The sequence below is a fragment of the Rhodococcus sp. 320_ES genome (genome assembly GCF_059691855.1).
The window spans coordinates 567,398-582,492 of the sequence record NZ_JCAWAG010000002.1; the positions used below are offsets into that span (position 1 = coordinate 567,398).

Sequence of the window (15,095 nt, forward strand, 5' to 3'; positions counted from 1 at the left end):
CGTGTGGGTGCGTGTCGACGAGGAGTCTCGTCTCAGGTGTCGGTTGTTATGCCGTGCAGAACCACGGCGAGATACTGGCGAGCGATGTCCTCCGCGGTCAGAGCGCCGCCGGGGCGGTACCACCGCACCGCCACCCAGACCGTGTCGCGCAGAAAGCGGAACACGAGCTCGACGTCGAGGTCGCTGCGGAACATGCCGGTGGCGACACCGTCGGCCAGCACGTCCATCCACAGTCTGCGGAACTCGGCGTTGCGTCGGCCGATGTACGCGAAGCGCTCGTGCACAGCAAGTTTCGACGCCTCGGCCTGGTAGATGGCGACGGCGGAATGATGCCGGTGAATGGCATCGAACGAGACCGCGATCAACGCTTCGAGGCGCTGACGGGCATCGGTGTCGGACGCCACGATCTCTTCGTAGGACCCGAACAGTTCGTCGAGGAACCCCGTGAGGATCTCGTCGACCATCGCTTCCTTGGTATCGAAGTGGTGGTAGAGGCTGCCCGACAGAATTCCGGCCGCATCCGCGATGTCGCGCACGGTGGTCGACTTGAGACCGTTCTCCGCGAACAGCGTCGCGGCCAGCTCCAGCAGTTCCGATCGGCGGTTGCCCGAGCGGCGTCCGCGGGACGGCGACGTGGAAGTCACGATGAGGTCCTTCCCTCGAGCTGTGCAGTCGCCGACCCAATCTACTCACGCCCGCTGACTGGACACCGACACGACCTCGCCGGTCATGTAACTCGCGTAGTCGCTGGCGAGGAAGGCGATGGTGGTCGCGACCTCCCAGGGCTCGGCCGCACGGCCGAACGCTTCGCCGGCCGCCAGATCGTTCAGCAACTCCTCCGACGTCACCTTGGCCAGGAACGCGTGCCGGGCGATGCTGGGCGCGACGGCGTTGATCCGGACACCCAGCGGCGCCGCCTCGATCGCGGTGCAACGCGTCAGGGCCATCACGCCCGCCTTCGCCGCCGCGTAGTGCGCTTGGCCGTGTTGGGCTCGCCAGCCCAGAACGCTCGCGTTGTTGACGATGGCGGCAGGGTGGCCGGCGTCGCGAATGTGGGCCAACATTGCTCGCGTGCACCGAAAGGTGCCGGTGAGGGTCACGTCGACGACACGGGCGAACTCGGCATCGGTCATGTCGACCACCGCCACTTCACCACCCAGCCCGGCGTTGTTGACCAGCACGTCGATCCCGCCCAGCAACTCGACCGACCGCGCGATCAGAGCGTCGACCTGCTCGGTGTCGGTGACGTCGCAGACCACCGACTCCACCCGGCCGGCGCCCATCGCTCGAAGCTCGTCGCGCGTTGCCGACAGTCGCCGCTCGTGCCAGTCGGACACCACCACGTCGGCGCCCTCGAGCAGGGCGCGACGCGCTGTCGCCGAACCGATTCCGGTTCCGGCCGCGGCGGTGACGACCACGCGGCGACCCGTGAGCAGACCGTGTCCGGTGATCTCGTCCGGCGCCTGGGCGAACGGGGCGTGCATCGTCATGGACGAGCCTCTCGAGGTAGACCGAGCGCGCGCTCGGAGATGATGTTGCGCTGCACTTCGTCCGAGCCGCCGTAGATGGTGTCGGCGCGGGAGAACAGGAACAGCCGTTGCCATTCGTCCAACTCGCCGCCCTCTACCGCGACCGACGAGGAGCCGAGGACGTCCATCGCCAATTCGCCGAGTCCGCGGTGCCACCTGCCCCACAGCAACTTCGAGACGTTGGGGGCGCCGGGACCGACGTCGCCCCCGAAGGACGCGAGCGCGAACGCCCGCAGTGTGCGAAGTCCGAGCCACGCTCGCGAAAGCCGTTCTGCCATCACCGGATCGTCGATCGATCCGTTCGCTCGGGCGAGGGCGATGATGCCGTCCAGCTCACGCGCGAAACCCACCTGCTGACCCAGTGTGGACACGCCGCGTTCGAGTTCGAGCAGTCCCATGGCCACCGACCATCCGGATCCCGGTTCGCCGACCACGAGGTCCGCATCGGTGACAGCATCGTCGAAGAAGACCTCGTTGAATTCCGACGTTCCGGTCATGTGCCGGATGGGTCGGATGTCGATGCCGGGGCTCGGCGCTCCCGTGTCGGGGTCCTTCAGCGGAACCAGGAGGAAGGACAGCCCGCGATGGCGCACCGAGCCGGGTTCCGACCGCACCAGGACGAAGCACCAGTCCGACAGATGCGCGAGCGAGGTCCAGATCTTCTGACCGTTGATCGTCCACCCGGACTCCTGCGACCGACCCGACGTCGAGACCGAGGCCAGATCCGAGCCGGCACCCGGTTCCGAGTACCCCTGGCACCACAGCACATCGGACGAGAGGATCGCGGGGAGGAACCGTTCCCGCTGCGCGGGCGTGCCGAATGCGATGAGGGTGGGACCGAGCAGCTCCTCGCCGATGTGCCCGACCCGAGCGGGAGCGTTCGCGCGCGCGTATTCCTCGTGAAAGATCACCTGGCGTCGAAGCGAGAGGCCGGCGCCACCGAACTCGCGCGGCCAGCCCAGGCAGGTCCAGCCGGCTGCCGCCATGTGCCGGTCCCACGCCCGGCGCTCCTCGAACGCCTCGTGCTCCCGGCCCGGTCCGCCACGCCCGCGCAGGTCTGCAAACTCTCCGGACAGATTGTCGTGCAACCACTTTCGAACCGCGGCGGCGAAGTCGTCGTCGGACGCAGAGTCGTCGGAGAGCACGTCGGGCGTTCTCTGGCGGGTCAGCACACGAGTAGGATAACCTACCAAGCACTTGCTTTGTAAAGGAGGACGATGACAGCCCCCGGCGACACGGTTCCCGCAGCGCTCGCCCGCATCACGCACGCGCACCCGGACGCCGACGCGGTGAACGACGGTGCAACCGTCCTGTCCTGGTCGGACCTGTCCGGGCGCGTGCTGCGAGCAGCGGCGGGGCTCGCAGCCCTCGGCGTGGAACCAGGAGACTCGGTGGCGCTCTGGACGCCGAACACCTGGCACTGGATCGTCGGTGCGCTCGCCGCCCACCACGCGGGCGCCGCGGTCGTTCCGATCAACACCCGCTACACCGGGCCAGAAGCGCAGGACGTCCTCGCCCGGATCCGCGCACGCGTGCTGATCGTCGCGGGCCCCTTCCTCGGCACCGACCGACTGGCCACTCTCGAGGTGGGTTCTCTCCCCGATCTCCGTGCTGTCGTGCGTGTTCCGGTGGAGCCGGGCGACTCGACAGGCCCGAACGAAGACAGCACCGGCCCGAGGGTGTCGGGATGGGAGGCGCTCGACGACCCGGCACTCGACTCTCGTCTGACCGACGCTCGCGAGCGCGCCGCGGCTGTGACTCCCGAGTCGGTGGCCGACATCCTCTTCACCTCGGGCACCACCGGTCGCAGCAAGGCCGTGCCGTGCACGCACGCACAGTCCCTCGCCTCGTCCGCGGCCTGGGCCGAGTGCGCGGAACTCACCCACGCCGACAACTACCTCGTGGTGAATCCGTTCTTCCACTCCTTCGGATACAAGGCGGGCATCCTCGCCTGCCTTGCGACCGGGGCAACGATTTACCCGCACAAGGTCTTCGACGCCGGCGCCGTACTGTCCGCCATCGACGAGCATCGCATCACGGTGCTGCCCGGCCCGCCGACGATCTACCGATCCCTTCTCGATCATCCCGACCGCGATTCCCACTCGCTCGAGTCGCTGCGCATCGCGGTCACCGGCGCCGCGACGGTTCCGGTGCCGCTGATCGAGGACATGCGAACCACGCTGTCGTTCGGCACGGTTCTGACGGCCTACGGTCTCACCGAGAGTGGCGGTTTCGCCACCATGTGCCGCTCCGGCGACGACGTCCTGACGGTGTCCACCACGTCCGGACGCGCGATGGCGGACTACGAGGTCGCCATAGACGACAGCGGGGAAATCCTGGTTCGCGGATCCGGCGTGATGCGGGGCTACCTCGACGACGATGCCGCGACCGCGGCCACGCTCGACGCGGACGGATGGCTGCACACCGGCGACATCGGCTCACTCGACGAGCGCGGCAACCTCCGGATCACCGACCGCCTCAAGGACATGTACATCTGCGGCGGCTTCAACGTCTACCCCGCCGAGGTGGAACAACGCATCCTGACTCTGAGCGCAGTGCGCGAGTGCGCCGTCGTCGGGATTCCCGACGCTCGCCTCGGCGAGGTGGGAGCTGCGTGCGTCGTGCTCGATCCCGACGTGGAGCCGCTCACCGAGGCGTCGATCATCGACCACTGCCGCGGCGCCTTGGCCAACTTCAAAGTGCCACGCTCCGTCGTGTTCTCGTCGGCTCTACCCCGAAATGCCTCCGGAAAAATCCTGAAGACCACACTGCGCAGGGAGCTGTCGTGAACGACACCGTGACCTACCGAGTCGAGGGGTCCATCGCCTTCGTGACGATGAACCGCCCGGACTTCCGAAACGCCCAGAACTCCGCCATGACGTATGCGTTGGACGCGGCCTTCGTCCGGGCGGTCGACGACGACGAGGTGTCGGTGATCGTCCTGTGCGGGGAAGGTCGGCACTTCTCCGCCGGGCACGACATCGGCACTCCCGGTCGAGACGTCGACACGCACTTCGAGAACAAGGCCTCGCTGTGGTGGGACCACGTCGGCCGCGCCGGCGGAGACCAGCGCTTCGCTCGCGAGATCGAGGTCTACCTCGGCATGTGTCGGCGGTGGCGCGAGATTCCCAAACCCACCATCGCGATGGTGCACGGCGCCTGCATCGCGGGCGGCATGATGCTGGCCTGGGTGTGCGACATGATCGTCGCGAGCGACGACGCGTTCTTCTCGGATCCCGTCGTACGCATGGGAATTCCCGGCGTCGAGTACTTCGCGCACCCGTGGGCGCTGGGGCCCCGCCGAGCCAAGGAGGCCTTGTTCACCGGCCGCCGTTTCAGCGCCGCCGAGGCCTACGAATGGGGAATGATCAACCGCGTCGTGCCCCGCGACGAGCTGACGGCGGCGACGACCGAACTCGCCGAGTCCGTGGCCACGATGCCGCGCATGGGCCTCGCCCTCGCCAAGAAGGCAGTCAACCAGTGCGAGGACCAGATGGGGATGCGCGCCGGGATGGATTCCGTCTTCGGCCTGCACCATTTCGCGCACTCGCACAACGCCGAGGTCCAGTCGGACTCGTTGGGCGGCATGGACGCTCGATCGATGAAAGGCAGTGCCACATGACGGTGTCCGAAGAAACCACCCTCGCCGTCGACGAGGCCACCGAGGCATTTCGCGCCGAGGTACGGGCGTACCTCGCCGACCGCGTTCCCAGCACTCCCCTGTCCTCGATGGACACCGAGGAGGGATTCGCCGCACACCGCGAGTGGGAACGCACTCTGTTCGACGACCGCTGGGCCGTCGTGTCGTGGCCGCCCGAGTTCGGAGGCCGGGACGCGACGCTCGAACAATGGCTGATCTTCGAAGAGGAGTACTACGCGTCGGGCGCTCCGGGTCGGGTCAGCCAGAACGGAATCTTTCTTCTGGCCCCCACCCTGTTCTCCTTCGGCACCGACGAACAACGTGAGCGCATCCTGCCCAAAATGGCCTCGGCCGAGCAGATCTGGGCGCAGGCGTGGTCCGAGCCGGGAGCCGGCAGCGATCTGGCCGGAATCACATCGACGGCCACCCGCACCGACGGCGGCTGGCTGCTCAACGGACAGAAGACGTGGAGTTCGCGGGCATCGTTCGCCGACATGGGATTCGGCCTTTTCCGCAGTGACAAGAACGCCTCACGTCACGCAGGGCTGACCTACCTGATGTTCTCGTTGAAAGCCGACGGCGTCACCGTCCGGCCGATCGCGCAGCTCGACGGTGAAGCGGGCTTCGCCGAGGTGTATTTCGACGACGTGTTCGTCCCCGACCACGACGTTCTCGGAGAACCAGGCCAGGGGTGGAAGGTGGCCATGAGTACCACCGGGAGCGAGCGCGGTATGTCGCTGCGCAGTCCCGGCCGCTTCCTCGGCACCGCCGCGAAGCTGGTCGATCTGTGGGCACAGCAACGTGATCCGCGTTTCGAGGCAGCCGTGGTCGATTCCTGGATCGCCGCCCGCGCCTACCAACTGCACACCTACGGCACCGTCACGCGTCTGCAGGCCGGAGGAAGCGTCGGCGCCGAATCGTCCGTGACCAAGGTGTTCTGGTCCGAGCTCGACGTCCGGATGCACGAGACGGCTCTGGACATTCTCGGACTCGACGCCGAGGTCGCAGCCGACTGGAACGACGGTTATCTGTTCTCGCTGTCCGGCCCGATCTACGCCGGCACCAACGAAATACAACGATCGGTGATCGCCGAGCGGCTATTGGGACTTCCGAGGGCGGGACGATGAGATTCGAGATCGGCGACGAGCGGCGTGCGTTCGCCGCGAGTATCGACAAGCTGACCGCGTCGGCAGACATGCCGGCGTCGGTCCGGTCGTGGGCTCGGGGGGAGCACCACGACGGTATGGAGCTAGTCCAGCGGCTGGGCGAGATGGGTGTGACCGGGTTGCTCGTGGACACCGCCGTCGGAGGGGTCGGCGGTGACACGGTGGACGTGGTCGTGGCGCTGGAGCGTCTCGGCTACGCCTGCGTTCCCGGCCCGCTGGTCGACACCGTCGCGGTCGCGCCCGGCCTTCTGGGCACCGGCGACCGCGCCGCTGCGCTGGCGGCCGGGACTGCGCTCGCCTCCGTCGCGTCGCCTTCCCACATGCCGCGGGCGGTGGACGCGGAGCAGTGCGACACCGTGCTGTATCTCGGGGACGACCACGCCGCGCTGGCCGAGGTGGTTGCGTCACACCCGTCGGTCGATCCGGCTCGCACGCTCTGCGACGTGGTGGAGGGCGAGCGCCTCGACGTGAGTGCCGCGCAAGTGCGCACCGCACGCGACCTCGGAGCCTTGGGCACCGCCGCGTATCTGCTGGGAGCAGGACTGCGGCTGCTCGACACGACCGTCGAATACGCCACGTTGCGTACGCAGTTCGGGAAACCGATCGGGTCGTTCCAGTCCGTGGCGCACATGCTCGCCGACACCAAGATCGCGCTCGACCTCGCCCACCCGCTCGTTCTGGGCGCGGCCCTGGCGATGGACACCGGTTCAGCGGCCTCCGCCCGCGACGTCTCGGCCGCCCGCGTCGCGTGCGCCGCGGCAGCGAACCGGGCGGCGCGGAGCGCCCTCCAGGTGCACGGCGCCCTGGGATACACGGCGGAGTACGACGTGTCGCTCTATCTCACACGGATACGGGCACTGGGCTCGGCGTGGGGAACGGTGAGCTGGCATCGCGGACGTATCGCGGATGCCCTGATCACGGAGCGTGCCTCGTGATCGGCTCCGACGGTTCGTACGAGTCGGAGGAACGCGCAATGCTCCGGGCGAGCGTTCGCGCGCTCGTCGGCAAGCATGCGATGTCCCCGGCAGCGTGGGTCGACTCGAAGGGAGATGCCGTCTACGACACCGCGCTGTGGACCCGTCTCGTGGAACAGATCGGTGGGGCGGCGGTGGCCGTGCCGGAGGAATTCGGCGGCGCTGGCGGCCGGATCGACGACACCGTGATCATGCTCGAAGAACTCGGCGGCGCCCTGGCGCCGACGCCGATGCTGGGCACCGCGATCGCGGCGGCAGCGGTCGATCTGTGCGGGGACGACCCCTCGCGTGCGCGGTTGCTCCCCCGATTCGCGGAGGGGGCCACCGGCACCGTCGTCGTCGACTCCGCGGCGGTGGTGGACCTTGCGGACGCGGACATCGTTCTCGGCGCGGTCGACGGCCGGCTCGTCGAATACGACCCGGCGTCGCTGTCGATCCTGCCGCTCGAATCCCTGGATCCGTCGAGGTCACTCGGTGCGATCGAACTGTCCGGGGCTGACGGCGTCGATCTCGGCCCGGCCGGGGAAGTGCTGAACATCGCGTGCCTGCTCGCCGCCGCGGAGCAGGTGGGGGCTGCGAAGCGCTGCCTCGAACGCACCATCGAATACACCTCGGCGCGTGTGCAATTCGGCCGCGCCATCGGCAGCTTCCAAGCACTCAAGCACCGGATGGCCGATCTCCACGTCGAGGTCGAGGCCGCGCGCGCTCTGGTCCACGACGCGTCGTCCTCGTTCCGCGGTACAGGCTGCGACGCCGGCGCCGTGGCCGCGGCGTCCGTCGCAGCGTCCGAGGCGCTCACCGCGGTGGCGGGCGAGGCGGTGCAGATGCACGGCGGCATCGGCGTCACCTGGGAACACGACGTCTCGTGGTACTTCAAGCGCGCCCACGGAAGCCGGTACCTCTTCGGTACGCCCCGCGACCGGATGAGCCGGCTCGTCTCGGTCGCGCTGGCGGATCGAAGCGCTTAGGCGTCGGCGCGCTCTCGGACGAGTTCGAGAGCGATGTCGATGAGCTGATCTTCCTGCCCGCCCACCAGCTTTCGCTTGCCGGCGCGCACGAGAAGCTCGGCGGCGGGGACTCCGTACCGCACGGCGTGACGCTCGGCGTGACGCAGGAAGCTGGAGTAGACCCCCGCGTACCCCATCATCAGCGACGAGCGGTCGAGCAGGCATTCGGTGGGCATCACGGGACGGACGACGTCCTCGGCCGCGTCCGCGATGGCGTAGAAGTCGACTCCGGTCTCGATCCCCAGTTTGTCGCAGACACCGACGAGCGCTTCGACGGGCGTGTTGCCCGCGCCCGCACCGAAACGTCGTGCGCTACCGTCGATCTGCGTGGCTCCGGCCCGGATTGCCGCGATCGAGTTGGCCACTCCCAGACCGAGGTTCTCGTGACCGTGGAAGCCGACGGCCGCGTCGTCCCCGAGCTCGGCGACCAGAGCCGACACCCGGTCGGACACCTGCTCGAGCACCAGAGCGCCCGCGGAGTCGACCACGTACACGCATTGGCATCCCGCATCTGCCATGATGCGGGCCTGCTTCGCCAGCGCCTCGGGCGGCGTCGAGTGCGCCATCATGAGGAACCCCACCGTCTCGAGGCCGCGCTCGCGGGCGAGTCCGAAATGCTGCACCGACACATCCGCCTCGGTGCAATGCGTTGCCACACGGCAGATCTCGGCGCCGCGGTCGTGCGCTGCGATGATGTCGTCCTTGATGCCGAGACCGGGAAGCATCAAGAAAGCGATGCGGGCCGACGTCGCGGTGTCCACGGCAGCGGAGATCAGATCGAGCTCCGGAGTGTGCGAGAAGCCGTAGTTGAACGACGATCCGCCCAATCCGTCACCGTGCGTCACCTCGATCACCGGAACGCCGGCCGCATCCAGTGCCGCGACGATGGACCGAACGTCCTCGACGGTGAACTGGTGGCGCTTGTGGTGTGACCCGTCGCGCAGGCAGGTGTCGGTGATGCGAATGTCGCGTGTCCCGTTCTCGGTCATACCGTCGTCCCCAATCGTGCGCGTGCCATGACGTCACCGACCGCGGTGGCCGCGGCGGTCATGATGTCGAGATTTCCCGCGTAGGGAGGTAGATAGTCACCGGCGCCCTCCACCTCGAGGAACACCGTCACCGTCGAATGCCCGCCGGACACGACCGAGGGGTCGTCGAACTGGGGGTCACCGAGCAGCCGGTAGCCGGGAACGAACGCCGCGGTCTGTGCGACCACCGCGCGGATGGATTGGGCGATCGCGTCGCGATCCGCGTCCTCGGGTATCGAGCAGAACACCGTGTCGCGCATGATCATCGGTGGATCGGCGGGGTTGAGAATCATGATCGCCTTGCCCCGCGCGGCGCCGCCGATGGTCTCCACTCCTCGGCGCGTGGTCTTGGTGAACTCGTCGATGTTGGCACGTGTTCCCGGTCCGGCGGACTTCGAGGCGACGGACGCCACGATCTCCGCGTACTCGACGGGAACGACGCGCGAGACGGCGTGCACGATCGGGATGGTTGCCTGGCCACCACACGTGATCATGTTGACGTTCTCGGCGTCGAGATGCTCGTGCAGGTTCGCGGCCGGCACGACGGCCGGACCCACGGCCGCGGGCGTGAGGTCGATGGCGGTGATGCCTGCGGCGGCGTAGCGGGGCGCAGCATCGCGGTGGATGTACGCCGAGGTGGCTTCGAACACGAAGTCGGGCTGCTCGCTCGACGCCAGCAGCGTGTCGACGCCGGTGTCGACGATCTCGAGGCCGGCCTTGCGCGCCAACGCCAAACCTTCGCTCTGCGGGTCGATTCCGACCATCCAGCGCGGCTCGATCACCTCCGAGCGCAGCAACTTGTACATCAGATCCGTTCCGATGTTGCCGCTGCCGACGATCGCAGCCTGTAGTTTCTGTTCACTGCTCATGACGTCGAACCTCCGGAGAAACGTAGGGACACCGAACCGAGAGGACCGAAGTCTGCTCGAACGTGCTGTCCGGCAGCGATATCGAGGGCCCGGGTGCACGACCCGGGCAGGACGATGTCGCCGGCACGGAGACGGACACCGTGACGGGCGACGGTGCGAGCGAGCCACGACACCGCATGGATGGGGTCACCGAGCACGGCGTCTCCGCGGCCCTGCGCCATGACGGTCCCGTCGATGGACAGGACGGCCTCCACGTCCTTCGGCTCGACCTCGGACAACGTCGCCCGGTCTCGGCCCAGAACGAAGCCGGCCGACGATGCGTTGTCGGCGATGGTGTCGCAGATTCCGATGCGCCAGTCGGCAATTCGGCTGTCGATCAACTCCAGCGATGCCGACACCGCGGCGGTGCTCGCCCTGACGTCGTCGTCGGTGCAGTCCTCTCCCGGCAGGTCGGCCCCCAGCACGAACGCGATCTCGACCTCGATACGCGGGCGGCAGAACCGGCCGATGTCCACGGGTTCGTCCTCGCGGAGTTCCATGTCGTCGAGGAGGTGGCCGTAGTCGGGCTCGTTGACGCCCATCATCTGCTGCATGGCGGGTGAGGACAGACCGACCTTGTGGCCGACGACGCGTGCGCCGTCGGCGACGCGGCGCCGTATGCCCAGCAGCGCGATCTCGTACGCGTCTGTCACGTCGAGAGACGGGTAGGTCTCGATCAGCGGCGGGATGGGCTGCCGAATCCGTTCGGCCACGGCCAGCGAGTGCGCGATTTCCTCGCGAACGGTCGTGGTCACCATCGTCAACTCCCGGTCCGTCGTCGTGAATACAAAAGTTCAGCGACGCTCACTATAGCGCCGGATGCCCCCATTTCTATAACGTGTTCTACATGGCAACCCCGATGGATTCAGGCAGTTCGGTGAAGGACGACACGTACGACGTCGTCGTGGTCGGCAGTGGAGCGGGCGGCATGACCGCAGCGCTCACGGCCGCGAACGAGGGATTGAGCGTCATCGTGGTCGAGAAAGCGGACCACTACGGCGGGTCGACCGCTCGATCCGGTGGGGCGATCTGGGTGCCGGGCAACCGCGCCCTGATCAAGGCAGGTCAACGCGACGAGCCGGGGGAAGCGCGCACGTACGTCCGGGCCATCGTCGACGACGGCGTCCCGGACGACCGGATCGACGCGTTCCTCGACAACGGTCCCGACATGATCGACCTGGTTCTGCGCAAGACCCGGCTGAACCTGAAGTGGATCAAGGGCTACTCGGACTACTACCCCGAAGCCCCCGGCGGTCGGGCACTCGGACGGTCCCTCGAAGCCGCACCGTTCGACGCCTCGGTCGAGGGCGCCGACCGTGCGTCGATGGAACCCGACTACTCGTCCGCGCCGCTCGGCGTGGTGGTCACCAGCGCAGATTACAAGTGGCTCAACCTGATGCGGGTCAACCCGAAGGGCCCGCTGCGCATCCTGCGCATCGGGGGTCGGTGGATCGTCGGCAAGGCGCTGCGCCGCGAGCTCGTCGGACGCGGACAGGCTTTGGTGGCCGGACTGCGCGAGGGGCTGGCACAGGCCGGCGTTCCGCTTCTGCTGTCCACTCCCATGACCGACCTCGTGATGGAGCAGGGCCGCGCCGTCGGAGTCGAGATCGAATCGGAGGGTCGGCCGCGGACGCTTCGAGCCCGCCACGGCGTGATCATCACCAGCGGAGGGTTCGAGCACAACGAGCCCATGCGCACGAAGTACCAACGGCAGCCCATCGGGACCCAGTGGACCGTCGGCGCCGTGGGCAACACCGGTGACGGCATTCGCATCGGCGAATCGGCTGGGGCCGCACTCGAATACATGGACGACGCGTGGTGGGGTCCGTCCATTCCGCTGCCGCGGGGACCGTGGTTCGCGCTCGCCGAGCGCTCGCTTCCGGGCTCGTTGATGATCAACGGTCGCGGCGCACGCTTCTTCAACGAATCCGCGCCCTACGTCGACGCCGTTCACTCCATGTACGGCGGGCCGCGCGGACAGGGAGAAGGCCCTGCCGAGAACATGCCCTGCTGGCTGGTCTTCGATCAGCGTTACCGCGACCGCTACATGTTCGCAGCCGTCTACCCGGGTGCGAAGCTCCCGCGCCGCTGGGTGGAGTCCGGAGTCATCAGCATCGCACCGACTGTGGAGGAACTCGCGGGAAAGATCGGCGTCTCGGCGGAGTCTCTGAGAAGCACGGTGGAGAGGTTCAACGAATTCGCACGAACCGGAGTGGACGAGGATTTCCACCGCGGTGACAGCGCCTACGACCACTACTACGGCGATCCGCGCAACAAGCCGAACCCGTCGCTGGCACCGCTGAGCAAGGGCCCGTTCTACGCGGTCAAGATGGTGCCCGGCGATCTCGGCACCAAGGGCGGCATCCGCGCGGACGCCAAGGGGCGGGCGCTGCGCGACGACTACTCCGTCATCGACGGGCTCTACGCCGCCGGAAACGCCTCGAGCCCGGTCATGGGTCACACGTACGCAGGCCCCGGGGCCACCATCGGACCCGCCATGACCTACGGATACATCGCGGCCCGCGACATCGCCGAGCGCCAACGCGCCGAGGTCGATCGCTGATCGACAGACAACGATCGGGTGCAGGAACTTTCGTTCCTGCACCCGATTGTCGTTGTTGCCCTTGAACTTCGGAGGTCAGCGTGGAACGCGCGGTTGTCCGAGACCGGCCGTGGCGATCAGTTCGCGCATGACCTCGTTGACGCCACCGCCGAACGTGATGACCAGATTGCGCTTGTTCTGCCCGTCGAGCCACGCCGCCAGCTCCGCGGTCTCGGGGTCGGACGGATCTCCGTAGCTGCCCACGACGTCGTCGGCGATGCGACCCACTCGCTGGACACGCTCGGTGGCGAACACCTTGGTGGCCGACGCATCCGCCACTCCGAGAGCGTCGTCGCCGCTCGAGGAGATCTGCCAGTTCAGCAACTCGTTCACGCGGTGCACGGCCCAGATCTCGGCCAGTGACCGCTTGACGTCCGGCCGGTCGGCAACGCCGACCTTCTCCGCCCATTCCCGCACGCGCGCATGAATTCCCGCGATTCGGCCCGACGGCCCGAGCATGACGCGTTCGTGGTTGAGCTGGGTGGTGATGAGCCTCCATCCGGCGTTCTCCTCGCCGACGCGCATGCTCGCGGGAACTCGCACACCCTGGTAGTAGGTGGTGTTGATGTGGTGCGCACCGTCCGGAGTGATGATGGGCGTCCACGAGAACCCGGGGTCGCGGGTGTCGACGATGAGCATCGAGATGCCCTTGTGCTTGGGAGCGTCCTTGTCGGTGCGCACCGCGAGCCACACGTAGTCCGCGTCGTGGCCACCGGTGGTGTAGATCTTCTGACCGTCGACGATGTAGTCGTCGCCGTCGCGCACCGCTCGGGTGGTCAGCGACGCGAGGTCGGTGCCCGCACCGGGTTCGGTGTAGCCGATGGCGAAGTGGACGTCACCGCGCAGGATGGCGGGAAGGAACTTGGCTTTCTGTTCCTCGGTACCGTAGGTCTGCAACGTGGGACCCACGGTCTGCAGCGTGACCGCCGGCAGCGGAACATCCGCTCTCGCAGCCTCGTTGACGAAGATCTGCTGTTCGATCTCCCCGAAGCCGCGGCCCCCGTACTCCGTGGGCCAGCCGACGCCGAGCCACCCGTCGGCCCCGAGCCGCGAGATCACGCGGCGGTAGGTCGGGCCGTGCCGCTCGGTGGCCAGCACCGCACGCTCCTGCGCACTCATCACCGTGCGGAAGTAGGTGCGCAGTTCGGTCTGTAGTGCGCGCTGCTCGTCGGTCAGATCGATGTACATAGCGCTCCGAGGGATTCGAGGGTGTCGGACGGGCCGCCCAGGTACCGGGCGATGTCTCTGGCCGAGGAAAAGAATCGATGCATCGGGTACGTGACGTCAGCGCCGGTACCGCCGTGGAGGTGGTGGCACTGCTGCATCATCTTCGGCAGCTCCGTCGATACCCAGTACGCGGCGAGCGCCGTGTCCACACGCGCATCCAGACCTTCCGAGACCCGCCAGGTGGCCGACACCGCCACCAGGTGAACGGTGCGGGCCACCACGTAGGCGTCGGCGATCTGCTGGGACACCGCCTGGAAGGTTCCGAGAGGTCGACCGAACTGCTCTCGCGCCGCGAGGTGGTCGGCGGTCAGCCGCAGCGCACCGGCAGCGAGACCGTCCGCGAAAGACGCAGTCGCGCAGCGCAGATGGTCGTTCACGACCGTGCAGTCGTCGCCGACCACGGCCGACGCGGGCAGGTGGACCTCGTCGAAGACGACCGTGGCCTCGGGCGCGCCGGTGGACGACCGCACCGCCGTGACGGACATCCCCGGTGTGTCTCGGGGTACCACCACCACCCCGGCATTCGTGGTGACCAGAATGGCCCGCGCCTGCTCGGCGTACGGCACAGCAATCTTCCTGCCGTGCAGCACGACTCCGTCTCCGGAGCGTTCCAGAGTGGTGCCGGGCCGATCGGGAACGGCGTCACCGACCTCGGCGACGGCGGCGGTGAGAATGTCACCGTCGCCGACCGCACGCAGGTCCGCCTCGTGCGACTGCGACGCCCCGTACGCCAGAAGCGGCAGCACCCCGCACGCCACGGTGGCCAGGCACGGTGTCCGTTCGGCGCGGCGGCCGAGGACGGTCAACACGGACGCGTAGGGAGCCAGGCCCAAGCCGTCACCGCCGAATTTCTCCGGAAGTGCGGAGCGGACGAGTCCGTGGTCGACGAGAGCCTTCCAGACGGACTCGTCGTACCCGTCCAATCCCGATGGGTCGGACGCTCCGAGTTTGGCAAGCACGCTCTCGGTCATCGCCGCGAGCGTCGTTTGATCCTCCGTGTCGGTGAAGTCCACG

14 protein-coding genes are annotated in these 15,095 nt (G+C 67.8%); 6 read left to right on the forward strand and 8 right to left on the reverse strand.

Annotation, left to right across the window (positions count from 1 at the left end; translation table 11 throughout):
* Positions 1–32 precede the first annotated feature (32 nt).
* Genes AC59JP_RS09385 through AC59JP_RS09395 form a run of 3 tightly spaced genes read right to left on the reverse strand, consistent with a single transcriptional unit; the run spans position 33 to position 2,698 of the window.
* Positions 33–644, reverse strand: a complete 612-nt coding sequence (locus tag AC59JP_RS09385) for a TetR/AcrR family transcriptional regulator (RefSeq protein ID WP_497325487.1) — start codon at positions 642–644, stop codon at positions 33–35.
* 45 nt (positions 645–689) lie between these two features.
* The gene (locus AC59JP_RS09390) at positions 690–1,490 is read right to left on the reverse strand and encodes an SDR family oxidoreductase (protein ID WP_497325488.1); all 801 of its coding nucleotides are present in this window, start codon (positions 1,488–1,490) and stop codon (positions 690–692) included.
* Positions 1,487–2,698, reverse strand: coding sequence for an acyl-CoA dehydrogenase family protein (locus tag AC59JP_RS09395; protein ID WP_497325742.1), 1,212 nt, complete (start codon positions 2,696–2,698; stop codon positions 1,487–1,489). The genes AC59JP_RS09390 and AC59JP_RS09395 overlap by 4 nt, the downstream gene beginning before the upstream one ends.
* Before the next feature lie 48 nt (positions 2,699–2,746).
* Between AC59JP_RS09395 and AC59JP_RS09400 the strand changes: the two genes are divergently transcribed.
* The 5 genes from AC59JP_RS09400 to AC59JP_RS09420 are packed head-to-tail and all read left to right on the forward strand — an operon-like array spanning position 2,747 to position 8,277.
* Positions 2,747–4,318, forward strand: coding sequence for a FadD3 family acyl-CoA ligase (locus tag AC59JP_RS09400; RefSeq protein ID WP_497325489.1), 1,572 nt, complete (start codon positions 2,747–2,749; stop codon positions 4,316–4,318).
* On the forward strand, positions 4,315–5,151 hold the full coding sequence (locus tag AC59JP_RS09405) for an enoyl-CoA hydratase (RefSeq protein ID WP_497325490.1): 837 nt from the start codon (positions 4,315–4,317) through the stop codon (positions 5,149–5,151). Before AC59JP_RS09400 ends, AC59JP_RS09405 begins: the two co-directional genes overlap by 4 nt.
* Entirely contained in the window at positions 5,148–6,296 is a 1,149-nt protein-coding gene (locus AC59JP_RS09410; protein ID WP_497325491.1) for an acyl-CoA dehydrogenase family protein, read from the forward strand. The genes AC59JP_RS09405 and AC59JP_RS09410 overlap by 4 nt, the downstream gene beginning before the upstream one ends.
* Positions 6,293–7,270, forward strand: coding sequence for an acyl-CoA dehydrogenase family protein (locus tag AC59JP_RS09415; RefSeq protein ID WP_497325492.1), 978 nt, complete (start codon positions 6,293–6,295; stop codon positions 7,268–7,270). The genes AC59JP_RS09410 and AC59JP_RS09415 overlap by 4 nt, the downstream gene beginning before the upstream one ends.
* Positions 7,267–8,277: an acyl-CoA dehydrogenase family protein gene (locus AC59JP_RS09420; RefSeq protein WP_497325493.1), complete on the forward strand. Its 1,011-nt coding sequence runs from the start codon at positions 7,267–7,269 to the stop codon at positions 8,275–8,277. The genes AC59JP_RS09415 and AC59JP_RS09420 overlap by 4 nt, the downstream gene beginning before the upstream one ends.
* On the opposite strand, the gene dmpG is transcribed toward AC59JP_RS09420, so the two are convergent.
* Genes dmpG through AC59JP_RS09435 form a run of 3 tightly spaced genes read right to left on the reverse strand, consistent with a single transcriptional unit; the run spans position 8,274 to position 11,010 of the window.
* A complete protein-coding gene (gene dmpG, locus AC59JP_RS09425; RefSeq protein WP_497325494.1) occupies positions 8,274–9,305 on the reverse strand; it encodes a 4-hydroxy-2-oxovalerate aldolase in 1,032 nt (343 codons plus the stop codon). The two genes, AC59JP_RS09420 and dmpG, sit on opposite strands and share 4 nt — an antisense overlap.
* Positions 9,302–10,213 (reverse strand): acetaldehyde dehydrogenase (acetylating), encoded by a 912-nt coding sequence (locus AC59JP_RS09430; RefSeq protein ID WP_497325495.1) that lies wholly within the window; start codon positions 10,211–10,213, stop codon positions 9,302–9,304. The genes dmpG and AC59JP_RS09430 overlap by 4 nt, the downstream gene beginning before the upstream one ends.
* Positions 10,210–11,010, reverse strand: a complete 801-nt coding sequence (locus tag AC59JP_RS09435) for a 2-keto-4-pentenoate hydratase (protein ID WP_497325496.1) — start codon at positions 11,008–11,010, stop codon at positions 10,210–10,212. The genes AC59JP_RS09430 and AC59JP_RS09435 overlap by 4 nt, the downstream gene beginning before the upstream one ends.
* Positions 11,011–11,099: 89 nt before the next feature.
* On the opposite strand from AC59JP_RS09435, the gene kstD reads away from it, so the two are divergent.
* Positions 11,100–12,815, forward strand: coding sequence for a 3-oxosteroid 1-dehydrogenase (gene kstD, locus AC59JP_RS09440; protein ID WP_497325497.1), 1,716 nt, complete (start codon positions 11,100–11,102; stop codon positions 12,813–12,815).
* Between the two features lie 75 nt (positions 12,816–12,890).
* Here the strand turns inward: kstD and AC59JP_RS09445 are convergent, their stop codons facing one another.
* Both AC59JP_RS09445 and AC59JP_RS09450 read right to left on the reverse strand, forming a co-directional pair.
* Positions 12,891–14,042, reverse strand: a complete 1,152-nt coding sequence (locus tag AC59JP_RS09445) for an acyl-CoA dehydrogenase family protein (protein WP_497325498.1) — start codon at positions 14,040–14,042, stop codon at positions 12,891–12,893.
* Positions 14,027–15,094 (reverse strand): acyl-CoA dehydrogenase family protein, encoded by a 1,068-nt coding sequence (locus AC59JP_RS09450; RefSeq protein ID WP_497325499.1) that lies wholly within the window; start codon positions 15,092–15,094, stop codon positions 14,027–14,029. The genes AC59JP_RS09445 and AC59JP_RS09450 overlap by 16 nt, the downstream gene beginning before the upstream one ends.
* Position 15,095 lies beyond the last annotated feature (1 nt).

Coding starts and splice junctions, on each gene's coding strand:
- AC59JP_RS09390 (WP_497325488.1), bottom strand. CDS start 1,490: ATGACGATGCACGCCCCGTTCGCCCAGGCGCCGGACGAGATCACCGGA.
- AC59JP_RS09400 (WP_497325489.1), top strand. CDS start 2,747: ATGACAGCCCCCGGCGACACGGTTCCCGCAGCGCTCGCCCGCATCACG.
- AC59JP_RS09410 (WP_497325491.1), top strand. CDS start 5,148: ATGACGGTGTCCGAAGAAACCACCCTCGCCGTCGACGAGGCCACCGAG.
- AC59JP_RS09415 (WP_497325492.1), top strand. CDS start 6,293: ATGAGATTCGAGATCGGCGACGAGCGGCGTGCGTTCGCCGCGAGTATC.
- dmpG (WP_497325494.1), bottom strand. CDS start 9,305: ATGACCGAGAACGGGACACGCGACATTCGCATCACCGACACCTGCCTG.
- AC59JP_RS09430 (WP_497325495.1), bottom strand. CDS start 10,213: ATGAGCAGTGAACAGAAACTACAGGCTGCGATCGTCGGCAGCGGCAAC.
- AC59JP_RS09435 (WP_497325496.1), bottom strand. CDS start 11,010: ATGGTGACCACGACCGTTCGCGAGGAAATCGCGCACTCGCTGGCCGTG.
- kstD (WP_497325497.1), top strand. CDS start 11,100: ATGGCAACCCCGATGGATTCAGGCAGTTCGGTGAAGGACGACACGTAC.
- AC59JP_RS09445 (WP_497325498.1), bottom strand. CDS start 14,042: ATGTACATCGATCTGACCGACGAGCAGCGCGCACTACAGACCGAACTG.